Origin of the sequence: Arthrobacter sp. EPSL27 (assembly GCF_001512305.1) — a bacterium.
In the GTDB taxonomy this organism is placed as follows: Bacteria; Actinomycetota; Actinomycetes; order Actinomycetales; family Micrococcaceae; genus Arthrobacter.
Window position 1 is genome coordinate 1,077,185 of sequence record NZ_LNUT01000004.1, and the last position, 22,107, is coordinate 1,099,291.

General features: G+C 64.6%; 24 protein-coding genes. 14 read left to right on the top strand and 10 right to left on the bottom strand.

Annotation, left to right across the window (positions count from 1 at the left end; all coding sequences use genetic code 11):
- The first annotated feature begins 425 nt into the window (after positions 1 to 425).
- From AR539_RS09470 to AR539_RS09495, 6 genes are all read left to right on the top strand, one after another.
- A complete protein-coding gene (locus AR539_RS09470) occupies positions 426 to 1,328 on the top strand; it encodes a DNA/RNA non-specific endonuclease (RefSeq protein WP_082699282.1) in 903 nt (300 codons plus the stop codon).
- Positions 1,329 to 1,556: 228 nt separating this feature from the next.
- Complete coding sequence (locus tag AR539_RS09475) at positions 1,557 to 2,201, top strand: helicase associated domain-containing protein (RefSeq protein ID WP_231728558.1); 645 nt, start codon at positions 1,557 to 1,559, stop codon at positions 2,199 to 2,201.
- A 421-nt stretch (positions 2,202 to 2,622) separates the two neighbouring features.
- Positions 2,623 to 3,054: a LexA family protein gene (locus tag AR539_RS09480; protein ID WP_066435326.1), complete on the top strand. Its 432-nt coding sequence runs from the start codon at positions 2,623 to 2,625 to the stop codon at positions 3,052 to 3,054.
- 26 nt (positions 3,055 to 3,080) lie between these two features.
- Entirely contained in the window at positions 3,081 to 4,361 is a 1,281-nt protein-coding gene (locus tag AR539_RS09485) for a Y-family DNA polymerase (RefSeq protein ID WP_197410615.1), read from the top strand.
- 38 nt (positions 4,362 to 4,399) lie between these two features.
- A complete protein-coding gene (locus AR539_RS09490) occupies positions 4,400 to 4,738 on the top strand; it encodes a hypothetical protein (protein ID WP_066435329.1) in 339 nt (112 codons plus the stop codon).
- A complete protein-coding gene (locus AR539_RS09495) occupies positions 4,735 to 5,001 on the top strand; it encodes a hypothetical protein (protein ID WP_231728559.1) in 267 nt (88 codons plus the stop codon). The genes AR539_RS09490 and AR539_RS09495 overlap by 4 nt, the downstream gene beginning before the upstream one ends.
- Before the next feature lie 374 nt (positions 5,002 to 5,375).
- Here the strand turns inward: AR539_RS09495 and AR539_RS09500 are convergent, their stop codons facing one another.
- The 6 genes from AR539_RS09500 to AR539_RS09525 form a co-directional block, all read right to left on the bottom strand.
- Positions 5,376 to 6,068: a DsbA family protein gene (locus AR539_RS09500; RefSeq protein ID WP_066435333.1), complete on the bottom strand. Its 693-nt coding sequence runs from the start codon at positions 6,066 to 6,068 to the stop codon at positions 5,376 to 5,378.
- Between the two features lie 133 nt (positions 6,069 to 6,201).
- Positions 6,202 to 7,569, bottom strand: a complete 1,368-nt coding sequence (locus AR539_RS09505; RefSeq protein ID WP_066435335.1) for a CoF synthetase — start codon at positions 7,567 to 7,569, stop codon at positions 6,202 to 6,204.
- A gap of 47 nt (positions 7,570 to 7,616) precedes the next feature.
- On the bottom strand, positions 7,617 to 8,216 hold the full coding sequence (locus AR539_RS09510; RefSeq protein ID WP_066435338.1) for a cadmium resistance transporter: 600 nt from the start codon (positions 8,214 to 8,216) through the stop codon (positions 7,617 to 7,619).
- A gap of 50 nt (positions 8,217 to 8,266) precedes the next feature.
- Entirely contained in the window at positions 8,267 to 8,773 is a 507-nt protein-coding gene (gene lspA, locus AR539_RS09515) for a signal peptidase II (RefSeq protein WP_066435341.1), read from the bottom strand.
- On the bottom strand, positions 8,770 to 10,725 hold the full coding sequence (locus tag AR539_RS09520) for a heavy metal translocating P-type ATPase (RefSeq protein WP_066435343.1): 1,956 nt from the start codon (positions 10,723 to 10,725) through the stop codon (positions 8,770 to 8,772). The genes lspA and AR539_RS09520 overlap by 4 nt, the downstream gene beginning before the upstream one ends.
- Entirely contained in the window at positions 10,722 to 11,108 is a 387-nt protein-coding gene (locus AR539_RS09525) for an ArsR/SmtB family transcription factor (RefSeq protein WP_050055002.1), read from the bottom strand. Before AR539_RS09525 ends, AR539_RS09520 begins: the two co-directional genes overlap by 4 nt.
- A gap of 255 nt (positions 11,109 to 11,363) precedes the next feature.
- On the opposite strand from AR539_RS09525, the gene AR539_RS09530 reads away from it, so the two are divergent.
- The 4 genes from AR539_RS09530 to AR539_RS09545 all read left to right on the top strand — a co-directional run bounded on the left by AR539_RS09530 (position 11,364) and on the right by AR539_RS09545 (position 14,174).
- Positions 11,364 to 12,056 (top strand): cytochrome c biogenesis CcdA family protein, encoded by a 693-nt coding sequence (locus AR539_RS09530; protein WP_231728578.1) that lies wholly within the window; start codon positions 11,364 to 11,366, stop codon positions 12,054 to 12,056.
- Positions 12,057 to 12,073: 17 nt separating this feature from the next.
- Complete coding sequence (locus AR539_RS09535; protein WP_066435347.1) at positions 12,074 to 12,703, top strand: TlpA family protein disulfide reductase; 630 nt, start codon at positions 12,074 to 12,076, stop codon at positions 12,701 to 12,703.
- 257 nt (positions 12,704 to 12,960) lie between these two features.
- Positions 12,961 to 13,551 carry a class I SAM-dependent methyltransferase gene (locus AR539_RS09540; RefSeq protein WP_231728579.1) on the top strand — a complete coding sequence of 197 codons (591 nt, stop codon included), beginning with the start codon at positions 12,961 to 12,963 and terminating at the stop codon, positions 13,549 to 13,551.
- Entirely contained in the window at positions 13,551 to 14,174 is a 624-nt protein-coding gene (locus AR539_RS09545; RefSeq protein ID WP_066435350.1) for a methyltransferase family protein, read from the top strand. The genes AR539_RS09540 and AR539_RS09545 overlap by 1 nt, the downstream gene beginning before the upstream one ends.
- Positions 14,175 to 14,444: 270 nt before the next feature.
- On the opposite strand, the gene AR539_RS19920 is transcribed toward AR539_RS09545, so the two are convergent.
- Both AR539_RS19920 and AR539_RS09550 read right to left on the bottom strand, forming a co-directional pair.
- Positions 14,445 to 14,693, bottom strand: a complete 249-nt coding sequence (locus AR539_RS19920; RefSeq protein WP_442854397.1) for a helix-turn-helix domain-containing protein — start codon at positions 14,691 to 14,693, stop codon at positions 14,445 to 14,447.
- Positions 14,623 to 14,949: a histone-like nucleoid-structuring protein Lsr2 gene (locus tag AR539_RS09550; RefSeq protein ID WP_066435353.1), complete on the bottom strand. Its 327-nt coding sequence runs from the start codon at positions 14,947 to 14,949 to the stop codon at positions 14,623 to 14,625. The genes AR539_RS19920 and AR539_RS09550 overlap by 71 nt, the downstream gene beginning before the upstream one ends.
- A gap of 537 nt (positions 14,950 to 15,486) precedes the next feature.
- Here AR539_RS09550 and AR539_RS09555 point away from each other — a divergent pair.
- Both AR539_RS09555 and AR539_RS09560 read left to right on the top strand, forming a co-directional pair.
- Complete coding sequence (locus AR539_RS09555) at positions 15,487 to 16,257, top strand: ParA family protein (RefSeq protein WP_066435357.1); 771 nt, start codon at positions 15,487 to 15,489, stop codon at positions 16,255 to 16,257.
- Positions 16,254 to 16,718 carry a hypothetical protein gene (locus AR539_RS09560; RefSeq protein ID WP_066435360.1) on the top strand — a complete coding sequence of 155 codons (465 nt, stop codon included), beginning with the start codon at positions 16,254 to 16,256 and terminating at the stop codon, positions 16,716 to 16,718. The genes AR539_RS09555 and AR539_RS09560 overlap by 4 nt, the downstream gene beginning before the upstream one ends.
- Before the next feature lie 74 nt (positions 16,719 to 16,792).
- Here the strand turns inward: AR539_RS09560 and AR539_RS09565 are convergent, their stop codons facing one another.
- Together AR539_RS09565 and AR539_RS09570 are read right to left on the bottom strand one after the other, a co-directional pair.
- On the bottom strand, positions 16,793 to 18,640 hold the full coding sequence (locus tag AR539_RS09565; protein ID WP_082699283.1) for an ArsR family transcriptional regulator: 1,848 nt from the start codon (positions 18,638 to 18,640) through the stop codon (positions 16,793 to 16,795).
- Positions 18,641 to 18,833: 193 nt separating this feature from the next.
- Positions 18,834 to 19,067 carry a hypothetical protein gene (locus tag AR539_RS09570; RefSeq protein ID WP_066435362.1) on the bottom strand — a complete coding sequence of 78 codons (234 nt, stop codon included), beginning with the start codon at positions 19,065 to 19,067 and terminating at the stop codon, positions 18,834 to 18,836.
- 520 nt (positions 19,068 to 19,587) lie between these two features.
- Between AR539_RS09570 and AR539_RS09575 the strand changes: the two genes are divergently transcribed.
- Positions 19,588 to 20,091 (top strand): hypothetical protein, encoded by a 504-nt coding sequence (locus AR539_RS09575; RefSeq protein WP_157360964.1) that lies wholly within the window; start codon positions 19,588 to 19,590, stop codon positions 20,089 to 20,091.
- Positions 20,091 to 21,077 (top strand): hypothetical protein, encoded by a 987-nt coding sequence (locus AR539_RS09580; RefSeq protein ID WP_066435366.1) that lies wholly within the window; start codon positions 20,091 to 20,093, stop codon positions 21,075 to 21,077. Before AR539_RS09575 ends, AR539_RS09580 begins: the two co-directional genes overlap by 1 nt.
- Positions 21,078 to 22,107: the final 1,030 nt, after the last annotated feature.

Below are 22,107 nucleotides of genomic sequence, written 5' to 3' on the forward strand. Positions count from 1 at the left end.
TTGTTTTTGGTTGCTGGCAAGCTCGCTTGCTCGGCGGCCGACGGAGCCCTGTCTACCCGCAGGGCAAGGGGCAGGAAATTCCCGGAGGGAATCAGCGACGCAGGAGCGCCGGAGGGACATTTCCTGCACCGCAGGCCCCGGGAGGAACGACCGGGGCTAGACGGGGTGGAGCGGACGCCTAGAATCCGAAGGACAGCAACCAAAAGACGTCGTAGACAAGACAGGGCCAGGGCGGGCCGGAGCCCTGCGACGGACAGCGCTGGCCCCCACAGCCGGACGCGCCAGCGGACGCCCGAAAGTACTGTCTGTGGACCTGCGGTGCCCGTGGGCCGGGCCGGGGGTGTCCTGTTCTGCCTTCGGGCCCTGGACCTGTGAGCGGCCGGTTCCTTCACTTCGTTGTCACCGGCGGCTGCTAGGGTCCGGGCATGGATGAACTGTTGCCGGGACCGGGCCCTGCTGCTGCACGCGACATGTCGGGCCGGTCCGGTTTCGACACCGGCTTCCTCGGTGTGCCGGTGCTCGTTCCGACCCTGGCAGGGGTTGAGACGGTCCTTCTGCCCTACACGCATTTCTCCGTACTCATGCGGCCGGACAAACGCCTTGCCGCGGTGACGGCCCTGGGGATTGACGGGGCGAAGCTGATGAACCTGGACCGTTCCGGCATCCAGTGGCGGCTTGATCCCCGGCTGGGCGAAGACCAGCAGACCGGCGAGAGGGTTTACGCCCGCAACGATATTGACCGGGGCCACCTGGTCCGCCGGGCCTCAGCCGTCTGGGGCGAGACCCGGGAAGAGGCCGCCCGGGCCAACGAGGACACCTTCCACTACACGAACGCCGCGCCCCAAGCGGCAACGTTCAACCAGGGCCTGGACCTCTGGCTCGGCCTGGAATCCTATCTGCAGGAGAACGCAGCCGACAACGGGCGACGGCTCGTCGTGTTCACCGGCCCGATCTTCAGTGACACCGACCCCGCCTACCGGGGCGTGAACATTCCGCTGCGGTACTTCAAGGTCGCCGTCTTCCTCCATGACGGAGACCTCGCCGCAACCGGCTACATCGTGGACCAGACACCCGAGCTCGCAAACCTGCCTGACGTCCCGCGGCCCGGCGCCGTCGACGAGGCTCCCCCGCTTGGCCCCTTCCGCACCTTCCAGGTCCCCGTCCGAGACATTGCCGCCCTGACCGGGCTGAACCTGGACCAGCTCGTGGCCGCAGACCGGATGCCGATCGCCCGCGCGCTGACCACCACCCCGGTCACCTCCACCTGGAGACGGCTGACCTCACCGCTGGACCTCGACCTGGACTTCGACCTCCACGGCACAGACTGACCTCCCCCGACCTGACCTGACCCGGCACCGGAGCCACCCGGCAAGGCAGGCCCCGACAGGTGGCAAAAGCAACAGTTTTAGCAAGGCAGGCCCCGCGATGGGCGGCCACACCGACCAGGCCGCCGGCCGCACCGGCGCACGCCCGAAGCACTGTCTTTAGTCCCGCGCGGTGCCCGCCCGTCTTGTGGGAAGGGCCGTGGCAGGATGGGGTCCATTATGGACAGGCGGTTGCGGCGCGCTCCTGACGCGGAATGGGTGCTGATGTACCGGCTCGGACTGAGCCGGAAACGCATCGCTGAGCTCGTGCGCGCCGAACCGGCCGCCGTCGGATACCACCTGGTCATCGCCCGCTGCCAGGACCCGGGCCTCGAGGCGGAACACCAGGCAGCCGCCGGTGCAGTACCTACCCCTTACCCCTCCCCCGCGGACCTTTCCCGCATGGAAGAGGTCGTCGCCTGGGCCTTGGTCGAAGGCCGGCTCCCAGACGGCCGTTCCTCAGACCGGGACGAAAGGTCGATGGCCCGGTGGCTCTCTGATCGTCGGCGCGAAGCAGCCGAAGGCACCCTTGACCCGGCCTACAGCCGCGGTCTTGCCCAGGTGCCGGGGTGGGCCGAGAACCCAAGGGCAGCAGCGGACGAAGAGCGTTGGAACCAACGCTTGGCCCAACTCGTGGACTTCCGTCATGAGGGCAATGACTGGCCCCGCCACCACGACTATGACTCAGAACGGGAACACACCCTCGGGGTCTGGATCCACACGCAGCGGTACAAACGCCGCCGCGGCGACCTCGACCCCATGAAAGCCAAGCTTCTGGACGCCGCAGTCCCGGGATGGCAGACGGGGAGGACCCGGGGCCGCCGTCCCCGGTCGTGATCGGAAGGTCGCGTTTCCCAGCGGCGAAGCGTCAGGGCGCCAGTAGAATGGCTTCGGTTCTCCAGTCCCCCCAGCTTGGAGAACCGGGAGCCTCCGCGCTTGAGTCCCCGGACTCGCGCAGAGGCTTCCTCATCGGCCCGATAGATGTCGTCACCCTCCGCGCCGCTCCCCCGGCTGCCCGCCGGGAAACAACCCCTCTCAGGACCGGCGATGACGTCAGCCGAGGACGTCATGCCGGCAGCAAGGACACCCACTGGGTTGTGCCCACTGTGGACAGGTGGAGCCCTCCGCACAGCTCAAAGCTGTCCCCACTGGCGTACAACCCGTCCCGCCGGAGGCCGGAACCAAGACAGTGAATAGTTATTCTGTCGGGCCCAGGAGCTACACTTAATCGAACATATATTCGAATAAAAGGTGTGTTGTGGGCGTTGTTGTTGGTCCCCGTGTGATAGACGCGGGCGCATCCTTGTTGTCGGTGCTGATCTCTCCGGTCGCTGTTGCGGCCGGCTATCCCTCGCCCGCGCAGGACTACTTCGATGGCCGGATCGACCTGAACGAGCACCTGATCAAGGACGTCACGAGCACCTATGTCGTGCGGGTGTCCGGGGAGTCAATGGCCGGCGCCGGGATCAGCGACGGTGATGAACTGATCGTCAACCGTGCCCTGGAACCGGTGGACGGGTCCGTGGTCGTTGCGGTCCTGGACGGGGAGCTGACCATCAAACGACTGCGGATCACCGGAGCCGGGGTCGTGCTGCAGGCGGAGAACCCGGCCTACCCGGATATCCGGGTGCCGTCCTTGTCCGATCTGGTGGTGTGGGGCGTCGCAACCCGATGCCTCCATGTCGTCTAGGGCCGGCCGTGACTAAGCCGGCGGTGATGCGGCACATGCCGCAGATCGCGCATGTGGATGTGAACTGTTTCTATGCCTCGGCCGAGCGGGCCTTCAACCCGTCCCTGGAGGGACGGCCCGTCATCGTCCTGTCCAACAACGACGGCTGCGCCGTCACCCGCTCCCCCGAAGCCAAAGCCCTCGGCATCCCCATGGGTGAGCCATGGTTCAAAATCGCCCCGCGCGCCAAACAATGGGGCCTCGTTGCCCTCTCGAGCAACTACGAGCTCTACGGCGACATCAGCGCACGGGTCATGGAACTGCTGGGCCGGTACTCGGCCTGGCTGGAGGTCTACAGCATCGACGAGGCGTTCCTCGGCGTCAAAGGCACCCCGCACGAACTCCTGGCCCTGGGCCGGGACATGAAGGCCACCGTGCGGCGGAACGTGGGCGTGCCGGTCTGTGTGGGGATCGCGCCCACGAAGACGCTGGCGAAGCTGGCAAACAAATGGGCCAAGAACAACCCGGCCTTCGACGGGGTCTGCCATTGGGACTCCGTGCCCGCCGCGGACAGGGAAGGGTTGATGCGCCGCCTGTCCGTCATCGAGATCTGGGGTGTCGCCACGCACCTGACCAAACGCCTCAACGCCATAGGGATCCATTCCATCCTTGACCTGTCCCGGGCCGATCCGGTCATGATCCGGGACCGCTTCTCCGTGGTCATGATGCGCACCGTCCTGGAGCTGCAGGGAACCCCCTGCATCCCGATGGAAGAAGAACGCATCGGCCGGGACCAGCTCATCTTCTCCCGCTCCTTCGCGACCCCGATCACCACCGCCGCCGGGATCCGGCAGGTAATGAGCGTCTACGGCCAGCAGGCCTCGGCCCGGCTGGCCAAACACGGCCTCCAGGCCAAGGTCCTCACCGCGTTCGCCGGCACCTCACACTTCAACCCGAAAGACACCTCCTACCCCTCGGTCTGCGTGCCGCTGCCCATGCCCACCGCCGACCCCGTCCTGCTGACCAAGGCCGCGCACGCGCTCCTGCCCCGCATCTGCGAGGGCATCCGCTACGCCAGGGCCGGCATCATGGTCACCGACCTGCGCCCCAGCGGCAACCAGGCACCCCTGGCCCTGTTCGAAAACCCGCACGAGGAACGCCACGTCGGAACCCTCCTGGAAGACATCACCCGCCGCTACGGGCGCGGATCCATCGGCCTGGGCCACGGAGGCATCCGCGGCGGACCGGACTGGACCATGAAACGGGACATGCTCTCCCCCCGCTACACCACCCACTGGGACGAACTCCCCCTCGTCAAAGCCGCCTAAAACACCCGCACGACCGCACCACGAAAGAACGCACCCCCATGACCAGCACCATCGAAGCCCCCACCCAGACCAACGAGCTTCAGGTCCGGACCGACCCGGCAGGCAAACCCCTCGCCATCCGCCACGACGGACGGATCTGGCTTGTCGATCCCGCCACCGACTCCCAGCACTGGTACGGGAGAGACACCTGGTGGGACACCCGCCGCACAGCAGCCGTTGGAAGCGGTGACCTCGTCAGCATCGAATATTGGCGCCTCCAGGTCAGATCCGACACTCATTCGGCCCTTCGGACCGCGACGCTGCGCCGGAACCCGCTCTCCACCCAGTGGCTCCTGGAAAGCATCAGCGACGCCGACGAAACAACGGAAGAAGAGTGAACGGCCAACCCATCAACGATCAAACGTGGGCATCGATCCGGGCGGAATTCACCCTGCCGGCCCTCGAGCAGGTGCACCGCCGGCTTTCCGAGCTCATGGAAGACCCCGAACCGGTGATACGGCAACTCGTCCGCGTCTTCATCGCCGACGGGACCTTCTGCCCAGGATTCCAGTTCCTCCCCGGCGGGCAGCTCCAGCCGACGGTTACAGCACTCTTCCGCAGAGCCATGGAGCTGGATATCCCGCACAACTGTGAGTCTTAACAGTGGCTGGTCTGGGACTGGCTGGCAGGATAGGTGCAGGCCGTTCCGCCCCGTCGACCAGCTGAAAGGCAACCCCGCTCCCCTGCTGCGCGCGCTGGAAGCCCACGCTGGCACTAACACCGGCCCTTGACCGCACCGGCGGGCTGCGCGGCGGCCGTCGGCAGCCGCGACCTGGTCAGCATCAAATACTGGCGCGTGCAGGTCCGCCTTATCTACCCTCGGGCGGGGTTCTCAGCCATGTGTGTTCTGAACTAGGGTCGTCTCGGAACGCACGGATTATCTACCCCTAACGAGGTACGTTCGTATGGCGCAGTCCCTGATTCCGTTTCCTTCGACCAACCACCCGAACGTCCCGATCCGTGGGTGGGATTGGACTATTTTGTGGCGTCATCGAGCAGCTGCCGGAACTGCTCCTCGGTGTTCAGCGTCAGTTTCTCGCCGTTGAGGAAGAACGTGGGAGTGCCGGTGACGCCCAAGGCGGTACCGTCCGCAACGTCTTTGCGGATCCTGTCCTTGGTCGCCTCATCGGCGACGGCGGCATCATATTTGTCCAGGGCCAGGCCGAGCTCCTGCGCAAACGTGCGGAACAGGGCGGCCTGGGAGTCCTGTTTTTCGCCCCACTGCGGCTGCGTGTCGAACATTTTGGTGTACATCTGTTCATACTTGCCCTGCTGGGCGGCGGCTTCGACGGCGAGGGCGGCGGTGCCGGAGTTCCGGTGCCCGGGCAGGGGGAAGTAGCGGTTCACGAAAGTGACCCGGTCCCCGTATTCCTTCTTCAGTTCCTCCACCAGCGGCACGGCCGCACGGCAGGATTCGCATTCGAAGTCCAGGAATTCGACCAACTGCGCCTTTTCGGTGGCCAGGGCGGTCACGCGGTGGCTGTCCTCGCGGACGAGCTGGGCGTCCGCCGCCGGCTGCACGGCTTCCGGTGACGGTTTGCTAGCGGCGAAGACCGCGTACCAGATCAGGCCACCTCCGAGGATGACTCCGATCAGGATCCAGAGGACCATGCGGACTGTCCGGGCCGGGTCGGTGGTTTTCGGAGACGTGGATGGTGCTTGAGTCATTAGTGGGGCATGCTTTCCTGGTCGCGGTGGGCGGCGGGTTCGATCTGAAAAGGTGAATATTCGGCGGGCATATGGATCCTGAAAAACCCAGAGGACCGAAGATCTGCGGGAAGGACAGGACCGGTCTGCCCTTCTACGGGGGCAGCGGGACGACCGTGCGGTGCTTGCCGCCTGGAGTGAGTCGCGGTGGCCCGGGGTCCCTGGTGATGGTGACGTTGCCCAGACCATGACTCGTCAACACGCGGGTGATTTCGGAGCGGGCGGCTTCCCAGACGCTCTCGGGATCCGCGCCAGCGGAGGGCTGCAGTCGGAGGCTGAGGCTTTCGCGTCCTGTCTGGACAATCTGGCCCTTACTCAGACCCTGGACCCTGTCGAGCACCGTACTCAGCGTAAGGGGTGTTACTGAGACGGGGAGCCGGTCATTCCCTTGGAGGGTCAGCAGCTCTGCGGTTCGTCCCTGCACGTGGATGGCCGGCGTCGGGTCCCCGCACGGGCAGGGGGCGGCCATTACGGTGACGCTATCGCCGAGGTCGTAGCGCAGGACGGGTTGAACGCGGTTGGCCAGGTTGCTCAGCAGCACGGTGTGCGAGGGCTGCCCGGGAGGGACGGGTTCATGGTTTGCATCGACCGGTTCCAGGATGGCCCAGTCGCTGTTGACGTGGAGCCAGCCTTCCTGGCAGCTGTAGCTCAGGAAGGGGCATTCCGTCGCTGCATAGCCTTGACGGACCTTGGATCCAAACGCTGCGCTGATCCTGGCGTACTCTCCCGCGGGCAGTCCCTCGGCGGAGAGAATAACGACAGCGGGCTGGATATTCAGTCGTCCTGCTTCCTGCTCGGACGCCAGCAACCGGCCGGTGGAGGCGTAGGGGGCAAGAAGGGCCGGGCGGAAGCTGTTCAGCTGGGCGACGAGGTCCGGTATCGGCGTCTGGACCGGGAATACGCCCACGCTCTGCCGGCCTGGCCCCTTTCGGAGCGCGGCCGCGGCCGCCGCGGAGGCAAAGTGGCCGCCGGTGGCGATGACCATGGCTATCCGCCCGCGCCCGCGGATGATCCCTATGATGTCGGCTGTGGTGAGCCATGAACTGAGCATTCGGAACGTCAGGGCCTTGGCCACGGCCAGGGTTCTGGTGTCAAGCAGGAACACTCCCCGGGTGCCGGTCGTCCCGGACGTCGTAGCGACCGTGTAGCGGTTGAGGAATTTCTCACCCACCAGCGACGGGTCCTCGATGAACGACTGCGTTCCCTCCAGTGTCACGGCAGGGTCGGTGACCCACTCATCGAAATGGGCCATCAGTCCGGCCTTCGTCGTCACAGGCAGCAGGCCCGGGTCGGTGATCAGGGCCGGCAGGCCCTGATAGAGCCCGCGGTAGTACGGTGAGCATGTCCGTGCGTAGGTCACCATCTTTGACAGCCGCTTCCGTTGGCGCTGCAGGATCGCAGCACTGCCCTGTTTCCGGGCGGCACGGGCATCAAGCAACAGCCCAAACGGTGTTTCCCTCATGGTTCCTCCTGACCCTGGCGATGTTTCGTCCCGGTGACTCGTACTGCTCAGGCACTGAACAGCCGGGTGATGACGCCGGAGCTGAGGAGGATGAACAAACCCAGCCCGATGAACACCGCAGGGACCAGCCAGTGTTCGATCTTCTCGAGGGTCTCAGTGACTTTCGGGTGGGTTCCCACAACACGTCCCAGCGCGCACCAGAGGGCGACCAGGATGAGGAACACAATGATGGTTACCACGGTGTCCTGAGGCCGCATGGTGCGGAAGATCGGGGTGTAGATGGCGATGTTGTCCGCGCCGTTGGCGATGGTGATGCCGGCGACGCTGAGCAGGCCGACTGCGCTGACGGCCCCTTCCGCTTCCTCTTCCCCGCGTTTGCGCAGGAAACGGATCAGCCCGGCCACCCCGATGAACAGGGGGACCAGGCCGAGCCAGCCCACCCATTCGTCCGGGACAAGCGCCAGCCCAAGGGCAGCCAGAACGCTGATGCCGACCAGGGTGATGAATCCCAGATACTGCCCGCCGACGATCTCCCAGGGCCGGGGCCGCCCTTTCGCGGAGGCCAGGAACAGGACGGTCAAAACGACGATGTCGTCGATGTTGGTGGCGGCGAACATGGCCGCTGCGGCCGCGATGGTGGCAAGCATGAGTGCATCCTTTCCAAGGCCAGCGCGGCCGGTGAAGGGCGGAAGAGGGCTTAGTCGCCGGTCCGTGCCCGCGGCGACAGCACGGTGCCGAGGACCAGGAGGGCTACTCCGGTGGTGACGAACACGTCGGCGAGGTTGAAGGTGGGAAACCAGCCGCTGTGGAGGTAGTCCACGACCCCTTGCCCGTCGAGCCTGTCGATGAAGTTCCCGACGGCGCCTCCGAGCAGCAGGGACGCTCCTGCCCGGGAGAGGCCGGTCATCGATGGGGCCGAAGAGACGGTGTACCAGATCAGGGCCGCAATGATCAGGCCGGTGGCGGCGATGACAATCCACGGTGCCAGGTCCGCGCCGAGGCTGAACGCGACACCGCGGTTATAGAGCAGCCTAATGTTGATCGGTCCCAAATCGGTCGTCGTGCCGGTGGAGAGCAGCGCTTCGGCTACGGCTTTGACAACCAGGTCGGCTGCGGCCAGGACGGCTGCCACCAGAAGCAGCACCGTCCTGGACCGTCGGGCCTGCCGGGCGGGCGCGTCCGGCACAGCGGTTTCGGCGCTCACGCTGCCGGTTCCAGCGCCGGGGTGGGCTTGGCGGCGTTGGACGTGGTCTTGCGGCTGATCCGGCCTGCCCTGACGCCGTTGGCGATCACGACGATTTCGGCCAGTTCGTGGATGAGGACGACGGCGGCCAGTCCGAGCATGCCGAACAGCGCCAGTGGTATCAGTACCGCGATCAGCAGCAGGGACAGGCCGACGTTCTGGAGCATGATGCTCCGGGTCCTGCGCGCGTGATCGAGGACCTGGGGAAGGTGGTTCAGGTCCTCACCCATCAGGGCGATGTCCGCGGTTTCGATCGCGACGTCGGTGCCCATCGCACCCATGGCGATGCCGCTGTCGGCGGTCGCCAGGGCCGGGGCGTCGTTGACGCCGTCGCCGACCATGGCGGTGGGGGCACGGCCCTGGAGCGTGCGGATGATGTCTGCTTTGTCCTCGGGCCGGAGGTCGGCGTGGACCTCTGTGATGCCTGCGGCCTTACCCAGCGCTGTGGCCGTGATGAGGTTGTCTCCGGTGAGCATGGCCGTGGTGTAGCCGGAGGCGCTCAGCCGGGCAATGACTTCCCGGGCTTCGGGCCGCAGCTCGTCACGGACCGCGACAGCTCCGATGACCTGGCCGTCGTCCTCGATCAGGACGGCGGTTGCGCCGGCGTGCTGCATCCGCTCGACCTCGGCGGCCAGGGGGCCTGCGTCGATCCAGCCCGGCCGGCCGAGGCGGACGGTCCTGCCCTCGAGCAGGCCTGTCAGGCCTGCGCCGGGGACGGTGTCGACATCCGTGACTGCCGCCCGGTCCTCGGCGGCGGCGAGGATGGCGCGGGCTAGCGGGTGTTCACTGCGGGCCTCCAGGCTGGCAGCCAAAGCCAGGACGTGTTCCCTGGTGGCGGTTCCCGTCGCGGCGACCTCGATCACGGCGGGCTTGTTCCGGGTGAGCGTTCCGGTCTTATCCAGCGCAATGGTGCGGATTTTGCCTAGGGTTTCCAGGGCGCCGCCGCCCTTAATGAGCACGCCGATGCGGCTGGCTGCACCGACGGAAGCGACGACAGTGACGGGGACGGAGATGGCCAGGGCGCAGGGCGAGGCCGCGACCAGGACGACGAGGGCGCGTTCGAACCACAGCAGCGGTTCGCCGACGATGAAACCGAAGACGATGATCAGGGCCGCGGCGATCAGGATGCCCGGGACGAGCTTCTTGGCGATGGAGTCGGCCAGGCGCTGGCCCGGGCCCTTGCGGGACTGCTCGGCCTCCACGATGTGCACGATCCGTGCCAGCGAGTTGTTCTCCGCTGTGCTGGTCACTTCGACCTCGAGCGGGCCGGTGCCGTTGATCGACCCGGCGTAGACCTCGCTGCCCGGCCCGGCTTCGACCGGGACGGACTCACCGGTCAGCGCCGACGTGTCCAGGGAGGTACGGCCGGTGAGGATCCTGCCGTCGGTGGCCAGACGTTCCCCGGGCCGGACAACCATCCGGTCCCCGAGGACGAGTTCTGCCGGGTCGACCGTGACCTCGGTGCCGCCGCGCAGGACGGTCGCCTCGGCCGGGACAAGGTCCAGCAGGGCGCGCAGGCCACGGCGGGTTTTCGCAAGCGAGTACTCCTCCAGGCCCTCGGAGATGGCGTAGAGGAAGGCCAGCATGGCCGCCTCCTCGAACTCCCCGAGGGCGACAGCGCCGACGGCGGCGATCGTCATCAGCGTGCCGACCCCGATTTTCCCCTTAACGAGGCGGCGGAGGGTGGAGGGAACGAACGTCCACGCGGCCACCAGGAGCGCCCCGATCTCCAACGGAAGCGTCAACCACTGCGGCGCTCCAACCAGCGAAGCGATCCACGCCGCGAGGAGCAGCGCACCGGAAACCGCGGCCGCCCGGACCTCGGTGACCTGCCAGAAACCTACGGCTTCCTCCGCTTCTTCGGATTCGCCGGTCTCTGTCTTCTCGTCGCTGCAGCCGCAGGCGTCGCTCATTGTGCGTTCTCCTTCGTCAGGGCGGCGCCGGTGCTGCCGGTGCCGTAGTTCGGGCACAGGCTGACCGCGTTGCCGGTGGCGGCAAGCAGGACCTCGGCCTGGGCGAGCATGTCCATCAGTTCCGGGCGGGACAGTGAGTAGTACACGCTGCGGCCCTGCACCCGGCCTTCCACCAGGCCGCAATCGCGCAGGCATGCGACGTGGGCAGAGACGGTGGACTGGGCCAGGCCCAGCTCTGCAGTGAGGTCACCGACGCGGACCTCGCCGCCGGCCATGCGCTTCACGATGCTCAAGCGGGTCGGGTCCCCGAGGGAATGGAACAGCGCCGCGGCTGGACTGAGTTGGCTGCACGGATCAGCGGAAACCACAGGTTCAATCGTCATATGACGATGATAGCGCATATTAATGATGTCATCGCCGTCATGCTGTAACGTCGAAAGGGCCGCCGCGACGCTCGCCGGAGTTTCGAACGCTTCCACACGTAGAGCCCCGGACATGAGTGCGGCCTTCGCTCAACCGGTGGGCGGGGCGATGCTGTTGCCGGTTTGGCAGAGCTTCAGACATTGACCGAGGAGACACCGATGAGCATTGGCGGATATTTCGCCGAGATGGTGCAGTCAGGAGCCTTGTTGGTGGCGATGCCGCTGGCCATGACCGCAGGGACTGTGTCGTTCATTTCTCCATGCATCCTTCCGCTGGTGCCCGGGTACCTGGGCTACGTCTCCGGACTGGCCGATCCCTCCCGGCCGGACAACCGGCGCCGGGTCCTGACCGGCGTCGGACTGTTCATCCTCGGATTCGCCGCGGTCTTCACTGTCTACGGGGCGGCGTTCGGCGTGATCGGCGGCTGGCTCGTGCAGTGGCAGGACACACTGATCCGTGTCCTGGGCGTCTTCGTTGTGTTCATGGGCCTGGTCCTGGTCGGCGGTTTCGCGTTCCTGCAAACCACCCGGAAACTCTCCTTCAGGCCCCGAACCGGCATCGCCGGAGCCCCGCTGCTCGGCATCGTCTTCGGTCTCGGATGGACCCCGTGCATGGGGCCGACCCTCAGTGCCGTCCTGGCGCTGAGCACCACCACCGGTGACCCCTGGCGCGGGGCTCTGCTGGGATTCCTGTACTGCCTGGGGCTGGGCATCCCCTTCGTGCTGGTGGCTCTGGGCCTGAACTGGGTGACCAGGACTCTGGGCTTCGTCCGCCGGCACATCCGCACGTTCAACATCATCGGCGGTTCCCTGCTCATCCTCGTCGGAGTCCTGATGGTCTCCGGGGTCTGGATGCTCTGGATCTACCAGCTGCAGAACCTCGCCGCCACCATCACCACCCCCGTCTGACCCGGAAGAACCAGCATATGAACACTCACAGACCCGCACTTCCGACCAACGCGTCTCTCCCCGGACGCCGCAGCCTCCTGCTGGGCGCGGCGTCCGCCGCGATCCTCCTTGCCGGCTGCGCGGCCCCGGACTCGCTGGCAGCCCAGGCCAGGGCCGGGGACAACAAGAACTACATCGCCGGGGACGGCTCTGTCTCTGAATACACCGCCGACACCCGGGCACCAGCCGTTGAAATGACCGGCAAGCTCTTTGACGGATCGGTCATCAATTCTGCCGGCTGGAGAGGGAACGTCACGGTCCTGAACGTCTGGTACGCCGCCTGCGCGCCCTGCCGCAAGGAAGCCCCCGACCTGGAAGCCCTGCACCAGGAATTCAAGAACGACGGCGTGGCGTTTTATGGGATCAACGTCCGCGACACCGCCGCCACCGCGGCGGCCTTTGAACGAACCTTCGGCACCACCTACCCCAGCTTCAACGACGCCGACGGCAGCATCCTGCTCGCCCTCGCCGATCACGTTCCTCCGCGGGCAGTGCCCACCACGCTCGTGCTGGACAAGCAGGGCAGGGTCAGCGCCCGGGTCCTCGGCCTCGCCGAGAAAAGCACCCTCAAAGCCCTCATCAGCGGCGCACTGAAGGAAACCTCCTAAGAGTCAAGCCTCTTCCAATCGTCGCAGCCACGTCGGGGCCGATGAAGGCCCACAGGAACACCGGGAGCAGGAGCACCTGCACGAGCATCAGTATCGGAGCGGCGGCCAGGAGCCGGTCACTGGCCCCGTCCATCGTCCAAAAATGAAGTGTCATCGGCTCACTCAGTTGGAACGTCCGGACCCGATAATAGTCACATTGGACGATGGGACGGATTGCGATGTTGATGAACCGCCCGGAGACTCCCCTGGTGAATTCGATGCCTCGACGGTGGCTCCAGCGTTTCTATGAGATCCAGGTGCTGCTGCGGTTCGGCGGCCGGTTGCTGCCTGGGGCGCGGGCGCTGGAGATCGGCTGCGGCTCCGGCTACGGCTCCCAGTTGGTGTTGGAGCGGTTCGGCGCCGCGAGGGTGGACGCTGTGGATCTGGACTCGGCGATGATCGAGCTCGCTGGGCGGCGCCTTGCCGGCTACGGAGATCGGGTGTCACTGGCGCAAGGCAGCGCGACCGACTTGCGTTCCGCGCTGAACGCTGGCGACGGCGGCTGTGACGCGGTGTTCGACTTCGGGATCGTCCACCACATCCCGGACTGGCGCGCGGCCATCGCCGAGGTCAGCAGGGTCCTGGCGCCCGGCGGGAGGTTCTACTTCGAGGAGGTCACAGCCCACGCCCTGGCCCGTCCGATCTATCAGCGGTTGTTCGACCACCCCACCGAGCACCGGTTCACCGCCGAGCAGTTCCTCGACGAACTGGCCCACCGCGGGCTCGTGGTGCTCGGCTCGGTCACCCGGATCTCCGGCGATTACCTGCTCGGTGTGGCCGCCAAGCCCGTACCGGCCAGGAGTGGCTGATGGCCCTCGCCGCCTTTGCCATGTTCGCTGCTTTCATACTGCTCACCGGTGTCCGCTCGCTGATCCAGCGACGCCGCACCGGCGACTGGGGGAACCGCCAGAGGTTGATGCCCCGGCGCTCGTGGGGGTGGTGGGGGCTTGCCCTGGCCGACCTCGGATACCTGATGGTGGGGCTCGGCGCCCCGGTCGCCGCCATGGCCGGCATGCCCCCGCTTGCCGTCGCCGCCCACCCGGTCGTGCACGGTCTGGGCATCGTGCTGGCGATACTCGGGATCCTCGCGACCTTCGATTCCCAGCTGGCGTTGGGGGCCTCCTGGCGGATTGGCGTCGACGAGGCTGAACGTACTGCGCTGGTGACCACGGGCCCGTTCCGGCGGGTGCGCAACCCGGTCTTCACCTCCGCAGCCACTGTGTTTCTGGGCTTGGCGTTCATGGTGCCCAACCTCCTGGCGATCGCTGGCTTGGCGGTCACGCTCACCGGGATCGAGATGCAGGTGCGCTTGGTCGAAGAGCCCTACCTGCGCGGTGTACACGGCGCCGCGTACACCGACTACGCCTCGCGAGTCGGCCGCTTTCTTCCCGGCATCGGCCGCCTGCGGATCGACCACCTGCCCAGGAGTTGACGATGTGGCAGGGAACAGTGGCTCTTCTGCCCGGCCCCGTACATTTGATGAGTCACCAGGATCTTTCACAGCACGACGGCCCGGCGTACTGTAGGGCGCACTTGGGGCCATGAGCCGGTTCTGGCCCTTGCCAGCAACGCGAAGGAGCAAAGTCGTGGAACCTCGATTGAAACGAATTCACGAACTCGTGCAGGGCATTGAGGCTGACGGCATGGCTGTGCCCTAAGCGCTACGCTCCAGGTCGTCTCTCAACGCTAGGAACCGTACTGCCTAGAGAAGATATCGATAGACAGTGGCGCGGGAGACTCCGAGCATCTTGCCGATGTCGGAGGCACTGATTCCTTTGCCTTTGAGGACGGGGGACGAACCGGATCGACTGACTGACCGCACCGCGGCCGGGCAACAACAAAATAGGGCTGACGCAGACAAATCTGCCCCTACCGTTTGCTTAGTGGGTATCGTCGTAGGCCTTTCTGATGTCCTCGCTAATGCGTCCGCGGGCATTCGGGCTGTACCCATTGGCTATGGCCCACTCACGGATCTTCTGAGTCTCTTCCCGGCTGGATGGTACGGTCCTGGTGCTCCGGCTCCCTGGGACGCTGCGGACGCGCCGACCGTGGGCGATGAACGGTGCCAGGGCCGCGCGCAATCCGGCTGCATTCTCCTCTGCCAGATCGATTTCGTAGTCGGCGCCGTCAAGGGAGAACCGGAGGGTTTCCTGCGCGTCCTCACCTGAAATGTCATCGATCAGCTGGACATGGATTTTACGGGCCAACGGGGGTCCTTCGTTCGAGATTGATGCTGTCGTCTCCCCCAAGCCAACGCCTGCCTTTGACCTCAACACTATTTCACTTACGAACACCATCGAACCCGCAAAGCGTCCGTATGCGCCGAAAGGGCGCGGCGGGGACGAGCGATGGTCTTAGCAGACACCGCAGTCATCCCGGCGCCTCCGTGGTGGGCGTTGTCTTTCATGCATGCATCCATGCATTCAGGCATTCCCGCTTGCTTGCTTGCTTGCTTGCTTGCTTGCTTGCTTGCTTGCTTGCTTGCTTGCTTGCAACGATGCCCACAACGGCCTTTGCCTTGTCAATTCATGACAATGAAAATCCGCATCGGCGCAATTGTCTAACTACCGGGATTGCATGCCCACAACCAAGAGCGACTGGGGATTTCGGCTCGTTGCTTGCATGCATTCTGCCTTTCATGCATGCAAGCAAGACAGCTGGCTTTCATGCCAGCTTGATCACAGCGGAGGAGTAATCGGCGTGGCTCCTTGTAACGCACATATGGATCCGGAAGGCTTTCAAGCATGCAAACAATCATGGTTTACAGCGAGTCTGGCGGTGCCACAAAGACGACAACAGCGGTGTCCCTGGCAGCTGTCACCGCCTCTTCAGGACGCAAAGTTGTACTCGTCGATCTCGACCCGCGTGCCGCGGCAAGCAAGTGGATCGGTATCGAGCCTAAAGAGGACGGCCTCCACGTCGGCGCCATCCTTGGCGACTCGGATCCGGAAGGCTGGGCCCAGGACCTCGCGGTGGAGTCGAGCTGGTTCCCGAACCTACGTGTCGTTCCGTCTGCCCGCAGCGTCTCCAACCGTGAAGCAGACCGCGCTGACCATGCCGAACTGCGCCTGCGCACCTCGCTCATCGGGATTGACGCCGATGTCGTCATCATCGACTGCCCTAACCGCCAGGGCGGCCCGCTCACCCTCTCGGCGCTGAACGCCGCCGACACGATCGTGTACGCCGCCGGGGCCACCGTCGACGGGGTGGACGGCGTGGCCGGCGCCCGCAAGAGCGTCGAGCAGTTCCGAATGTCCCGTAAGCGCATTGGAGCCCCGGACAACTTGCACGAGGTCGGCATCGTCGTCGGTGCCGTCGCCTCGACTGTCATGTCCCGCATCGCGGTGGCCAGCATCGAAGAACTCCGCGAGACCGGAATGCTGCTCACCCCGCTGGTTCCGCACCGGACTATCGTTCAGGAGATGCGCATGACGCAGGAATGGTATGGCGAGTACCGCAAGGGCCAGCCCGTCGTGGACGCCTACAACGAGCTGATGAAGGAGATCATCCGATGAGCGAAGACCTGAAGGACCGCCCGGCAGTCCTGCGCCGTACGCCGCGGCCCGCCCCTGACGAGAAGGTCGACCCGGTCGATTATTCGCCGGTGGCTGCGGCGCCGGCACTGGTGAAGACTGAAGATCCGGCCTTGGCCGCCGGGGGAGTGGAAGCAGTGGCCCCGGATGCCGCTCCTAGTCCCGTCCCCGACCCCCTCCAGGCCTCTGTGGCCGAGCCCATCGTTCAGGCTGCTGCCCCTGCTGCCCCGAAGCAGGCTCCGCCGCGCCAGGCGTCAAAGTCGACGAAGGCCCCCAAGCCGACCGCGAACCGGAAGACCACGCGCCGCGAGGTAACGTTTCCGCTGAGCACACGCCTGTCCCAGGAAGTCATTGACGTGCTGTACTCAGCCGCCGAAGATGAGGGCATCTCAGTCCGTGAAGCGATCGAGCAGGCCATCAAGTCCCGCTGGGGGCAGAACTAGGAGAGTGGCGGGGGTCAGGCTTGCGTGCGGACTTTCATGCATGCATGAAAGTCCGCAGCCCTCCGACGCCGAACTTACCCGGCCATGGTGAACGCCAAGTCCGCGAGCGACCACTCATCCGGTGGGCCCTCAAATGCCTCCCACGGATAGTCTTCACCAGGGGAGAGGAGCTCCGCGACGGTGTTGACGTTCTTGGACAGCCATTCCTTCCATAGGATCCGTTCGATCCGGTAGCGCTGCAGCTGCGCAGCGACGGCTTCCAACACGCCGAAATGCTCGGCGAGATCCTTCAGCGACGTCGTAGCCACCACGGACCAAACCCTTGCGGTGTCGCGGGCGATCATATTCCACGCGGCCATCACCTCGAGCGCTTCAGTGACAGCTGTTCGGGAGAGCCTGGTCAGCTTCACTATCTCAGCCGTTGACAGGCCGGGAGAGTGCTCCAGCGCTTCGTAAACAAATGCCGCCGGCAGACCTAACTCTCTAAACACGGGGCGCAGGGCATGAATCTTTCCCTTGCGCCATGTCAGGTCCTCGGCCGCGGTTTTTACGTCCTCCGGGACGGTGAGCATGTAGAGGTCACCTTTAGTGCCCCGGCCCTGCTCAACCAGAGTCACGAGGGGATCGTCCTCTGCTCTCAACACCCTAAGGTGTGAGCCCACGGTGGTGTGGTCAAGGCCGGTGGCCACAGCGATGGACCGATCCCCGAATTCAATGAACCTGGACGCCGTCATGTGGGCTGCCTCGCCCAGCGCCCTGAGCACCATTCTGCGGGCCAGCCCCGTCCTGGATTCCGTGTAGCTCCGTTCCTTGAGTCTGAGTCCGTTCCTCCAGGAACGGATGAACCGCTGCTCAGCATCGGGATTCGATGAGAGCGGAGCCCCTTGTATTACAGGGGGCTGTGTATTTGGCTGGCTTGTGGGGGAATTACGGGCATTGTTCTTTCCCGCCCGTGTTTGGCGGTTTTTGCGCAGATAGGTGACTGCCTTCAGCCAGTCCCTTCGCAGTGCCGGAACCCGGTGGCGGGAAGCGTAACGGGCATAAAAGGAGGCCAAGCCGGGCCAAGTCCCCTGCATCATCCGGCGCTCGACCTCGGTCAGTTCCATGCCGGCGGCCGCGGCCCCCGTGACGATGGCTTGGCGCGCCTCGGAATCGGAGACATACCGGTTCGTGTCGTACAGCCCGGTTTGGGCCATCAGCTGCATCGTCCGGGACATCCGCCCAGTGGAGTGCTGGATCCGGGGCGCCTCTGCAGCCGGCGTAGTCGTCCCTTCGAGACGCAATGCCTTGACTCCGGCGATCTCCCCGGCGAGGTCGGCGTTCATGGCAGCCCAGACCTTGGCGGAGTTGGGCCTGCGGGCTATGTCGTAGGCCATGTTCAGGCTCATGGCGAGTTCCTGGTGGCCGCCGCGCTTGTGCGGGGAGCCTGGTGTACGCATGCAGCCATGCAGAAGGTTCTGGTGCGGGGTCTTGTCCAGGCTCCGGTACCGGGTGCCCAGAGCCTCGACAAGATCACGCGCTTCGGAGAAGGTCACCCGCTTCTCGAGCGGAATGTAGACGTGCCGGCCGCCATTGGGGGAGTAGTCCTCAATCCACCGCGCCCCGCAGGAATGTAGCCAGGTCTGGACGGCGCGGACGTCGGCTTCGACCCAGTCGATACCTTCGACCGAGGAGTCAAAGTCCAGGAATATCGCCTTGCACGTTCCGTCCTTCCCAAAGATCCGGACCGCCGCAGGGAACGTGGGGAGCGCCTCAGTGAGGGCTCGCTCGTGTTTCTGCGGATACGTCTTACCGGCATCCCTAGAGAGGCGGACCCTCGGCTGACCTGCGATAAGAGGAGCCAAGGCAGCCCACGCCTGGGCGGGGCTGTTCGTGGAGGATGGCCCGTGCGACACGCCAGCGCCGTATTTGGCTGGCAGCACGCGGGCGTGCTGTTGTACGATGATTCTGTTCCTGTCCAGGGAATGACTGAGGGCCGATCTTGCAGGATCGGTTTTGCAACACAATTGAAGGCCTGTGAAGGTCTTCCATCCGATTTACGATCTGTTCGCCGGCAAGCTTCCCGGATCGTTGATCTTCAGCTTCGAAGGCCCGCCTAGTGCGGGCCTTCTTCTGTTATGAGGCTATGCGGATGGGCAGTTCCTCCTGGTGCGCGAAATGATTCAGCAACGCCAGATCTTCGCGAAGCGACCGGTCGACGGCAGATGAAACGTAGTCAGTGACCGTCATACCTTTAGCGGCAGCGATCATTTGAACGTCCTCCGCGGTCTTGGCCTGCGTGCGGAAGCCAATGTATTTGCGGAGGCCCTTGCTGGGCCGTCCGCCTCCACGATTGATTACTGCGCTCATGGTCATGTCCTTTGAATCTCGCACAACCTAGGGTTGTGGCTGCTTCATCGCTGGGTGCTATTTGCAGTCGATCACTGTGAGGTTTCTGTTTACAGCTATCGACTGAATCGAAAATAGCACTGCCTTCAGGGGCATTCGGGGATTTGTTTACAGAAAACGGTCCCGCGTGTCGTTCCGCACTGATCTCGCGCCCTGTCGATCCGCGCTGAAACCCTACCTCCCCGGCGGTGTCGCTGCCCACCGTGCCGACATGAGCCCGCCTTCGGCGGCCCCGCGGAACTGAAAGAACGCCGTCGGGACTGCTGCGTTTGGACGCAAGTTGTGGGCGGCGTACATATACCGGTGTCGACCACGGACGGCCCTCCTTCTCGTGACGATGACAAGCACTTCTGAGTCCCTCTTGATAAGGTTGGGCCCGTTCTACCCGGGAAATGGTGAACCCTAAACCAGACTAAAACATGTTTGAAACATGTTTCAAGCTAGTCTATCCCCATTGAAGCTATCGAAGGGTCATGTTGTTGTGACGCAAGCTCTGCGTTCCTTGCCTGTAACTACGTCTGAACAGGCCTTCCGCGATGCGTCCGGTGCATTCGCCGCATTGGAACTGCCAGGCGGCCTGACTTTGAGTCTGCTCCTGGGCGTCATCGAAGACATCCGCGGCAAGCGGATCCGGATTCGTGCCACCGAGAAGTTGGTCGGCACATCCATCTGTGGTCTGTGGCTGCCGGGGGCGAAGATCGAGTGGGTGTTTCATCCCCCGACGCCCTGGGAGCTGCAGCGTCAGCAATTCATTCTTCACGAACTTGCTCACATGGTCCTGGGCCACGACACAACGCCCGGTGCGGGTACCGTCTTGAAGAGCGGCTTTCGTGGCCTGTCTCCGGAGATTGTACGCAGGGCCCTCATGCGGACCGAGTTCCGGACCTTGGAAGAGGCCACGGCCGAGTACCTTGCCGATCTCATGGCTGAGGCCTTGAGGGCGGGGCCTGGTGAACCGGGCGCCTTCGAGGACGTCTTCGGCTGATGGAGATCATCGCAGCGGGGCTGATGATCAGCCTGACGCTCGTCGTCATCGCATCACGCGGCCAGGGTAAAGACACCAGCATTCTATGGGCCTCGGTGCTGATTTCCGTGTCCATGGTCCTCAATATTAACCCTGTTTACCTGCTCGCAGACGGGTGGGTCGGCGGGAGGAACTATGCGGACTTGGGAGCAAACCTTCTCCTGCTGGCGGGTGTCTATTTTCTAGCCCGGGCTATTCATCGGGCCGCACAGCCGGCATCCTACGGCAGGAGATCCTCGTACGAGGTTGCGGCCAGAGCAGGACTTGTGGGCACGGCGATTTCGGCAACCATCCTGTTCATCTTGATCGATGCTCCAGTTTCGTCGACGTCGTTCATGCGGGACTACGGAGGGCAGTGGGCGGCGGCCCTGTATTCGGCCGGACAATATTTCTACATAGGCGCGGTCATGGCCGCAGCAGGCTGGACCTGCGTGCGTTTTCGGAAGGCTTGGAGCACCGGAATCTACACCGTAGCGTTCGCGCTCGTTGGCTTGGGATGCCTGTCCGCCGTTCTGTTCGTCGTTGATGTGCTCGTACTCGATGCACTTCACGTGCTCGGTATGGTTGAGGCACTCTCCGCTTTGTCCGGGATCTATACGGTGTTGAATTCGACTACGTTCCTTTTTCTTTGCACCGGTATGGCTTTGCCTCCCGCCAGCCGCAAAGTCACTGCCATCTACGAAACGGCCCGAACCAGCTCAGTGCTTGCGGGCCTGGAACCTGTCTGGGGACAGGCAGTGGCCGGAAATGCCGGTCTGACGCTGGACCTTGGTGTGGTTCCGAAACGCCCGGACCGCAGGCGCAGCGAGCTGCACCGCATGATTGTGGAGATCCAGGACTCCTTGGCCCGGGATCCCGAAGTAAGAGACAGAATTGGCGCCGAGGGCCTGGGAAAACTAGCCAGCGCATCCGACCACCTCGAGCGGCTGTCGTGGCGTCCCCGCTGAAGGCTGTTGCCTGGAGCGGCTTACTTGGTGCGGCGGGCGCCCTCGCCGGTGCGGCATGGGCCGCCCGTCAGGCGACTTCAGCGACGAACAGACGCCGCTATGACATCGTCCCTTTGGCAATTTCCGATAACGAGATCGAGCTCCCGGCCACGAGACACACGCTGGCGCCTGGGCAGTTCGGCCTGCAGCTCTCGACAGGCGGCCCTCCGGCCGTCATCGGTCCGGTCATATCCGCCCGTGCCGGCAAAGTCACACGGGGCCTCCTTCATCGGCCCGCGGGCCTGTCCCTGGAGTCGAGGGGAAGGTGGAGTGGCATTGTCTCGGTCGATCCATCGTCCGTTGCCGCTGACGTGGTCGAGACTTTTGTCGAGACAGCTCTCGGCCCAGCCCCTGCGTGGATGATCGACCGGGGAACTGGCCGCTGGGCCATTCATGTCCATGGGCAAGGAAGTGCCCGGGCGCAGACGCTGCGTGGGGTTGAGAGTGCATCGCGTGTAGGACTCAGCTCATTGGTCATCTCATATCGCAATGACGGCGAGGGCCCTCGCTCAGGGGACGCTAGATCGCACTTGGGCGAATCCGAGTGGCGTGATCTAGAAGCAGCTCTTCGGTTTGTTGCGGAGCGCGGTGGAACTGAATGTGTGGTGTTCGGCTGGTCACTCGGGGCAACGATGGCTCTAAATACAGTGCAGCGGTCGTCGTTGGCAGAGATGATCAAGGGCCTCATTATGGTCGCGCCGGTATTGGTCTGGGAGGACGTGCTGCGTGCCAACGCCCGCCATCAACGCTGTCCACGACTCCTTGGCTCACTCATAGCCCGACTTCTGGCGCGCAGGGGATTCAGCAGACTGGCCGGCCTCGAGGGTCCGTTGGAGGTGCGCTGTCCTGACCGGGCCAGATTCAAGGGGGCCCTGAGTATCCCGGTCCTGATCCTCCACAATAGGAATGACTGGTCCGTTCCTTTTGAAACTTCCGCTCGCTTCGCGCGAGCACATAAAGACCGGATCGAACTCGTGGAGTTCGACTGTTC

Excerpts from the sequence above, each read along its gene's own strand:
- AR539_RS09470 (WP_082699282.1), top strand. The coding sequence starts at position 426 with ATGGATGAACTGTTGCCGGGACCGGGCCCTGCTGCTGCACGCGACATG.
- AR539_RS09485 (WP_197410615.1), top strand. The coding sequence starts at position 3,081 with ATGCGGCACATGCCGCAGATCGCGCATGTGGATGTGAACTGTTTCTAT.
- AR539_RS09490 (WP_066435329.1), top strand. The coding sequence starts at position 4,400 with ATGACCAGCACCATCGAAGCCCCCACCCAGACCAACGAGCTTCAGGTC.
- AR539_RS09500 (WP_066435333.1), bottom strand. The coding sequence starts at position 6,068 with ATGACTCAAGCACCATCCACGTCTCCGAAAACCACCGACCCGGCCCGG.
- AR539_RS09505 (WP_066435335.1), bottom strand. The coding sequence starts at position 7,569 with ATGAGGGAAACACCGTTTGGGCTGTTGCTTGATGCCCGTGCCGCCCGG.
- AR539_RS09510 (WP_066435338.1), bottom strand. The coding sequence starts at position 8,216 with ATGCTTGCCACCATCGCGGCCGCAGCGGCCATGTTCGCCGCCACCAAC.
- AR539_RS09520 (WP_066435343.1), bottom strand. The coding sequence starts at position 10,725 with ATGAGCGACGCCTGCGGCTGCAGCGACGAGAAGACAGAGACCGGCGAA.
- AR539_RS09525 (WP_050055002.1), bottom strand. The coding sequence starts at position 11,108 with ATGACGATTGAACCTGTGGTTTCCGCTGATCCGTGCAGCCAACTCAGT.
- AR539_RS09530 (WP_231728578.1), top strand. The coding sequence starts at position 11,364 with ATGCCGCTGGCCATGACCGCAGGGACTGTGTCGTTCATTTCTCCATGC.
- AR539_RS09535 (WP_066435347.1), top strand. The coding sequence starts at position 12,074 with ATGAACACTCACAGACCCGCACTTCCGACCAACGCGTCTCTCCCCGGA.
- AR539_RS09540 (WP_231728579.1), top strand. The coding sequence starts at position 12,961 with ATGCCTCGACGGTGGCTCCAGCGTTTCTATGAGATCCAGGTGCTGCTG.
- AR539_RS09545 (WP_066435350.1), top strand. The coding sequence starts at position 13,551 with ATGGCCCTCGCCGCCTTTGCCATGTTCGCTGCTTTCATACTGCTCACC.
- AR539_RS19920 (WP_442854397.1), bottom strand. The coding sequence starts at position 14,693 with ATGGGTACAGCCCGAATGCCCGCGGACGCATTAGCGAGGACATCAGAA.
- AR539_RS09555 (WP_066435357.1), top strand. The coding sequence starts at position 15,487 with ATGCAAACAATCATGGTTTACAGCGAGTCTGGCGGTGCCACAAAGACG.
- AR539_RS09560 (WP_066435360.1), top strand. The coding sequence starts at position 16,254 with ATGAGCGAAGACCTGAAGGACCGCCCGGCAGTCCTGCGCCGTACGCCG.
- AR539_RS09570 (WP_066435362.1), bottom strand. The coding sequence starts at position 19,067 with ATGAGCGCAGTAATCAATCGTGGAGGCGGACGGCCCAGCAAGGGCCTC.
- AR539_RS09580 (WP_066435366.1), top strand. The coding sequence starts at position 20,091 with ATGGAGATCATCGCAGCGGGGCTGATGATCAGCCTGACGCTCGTCGTC.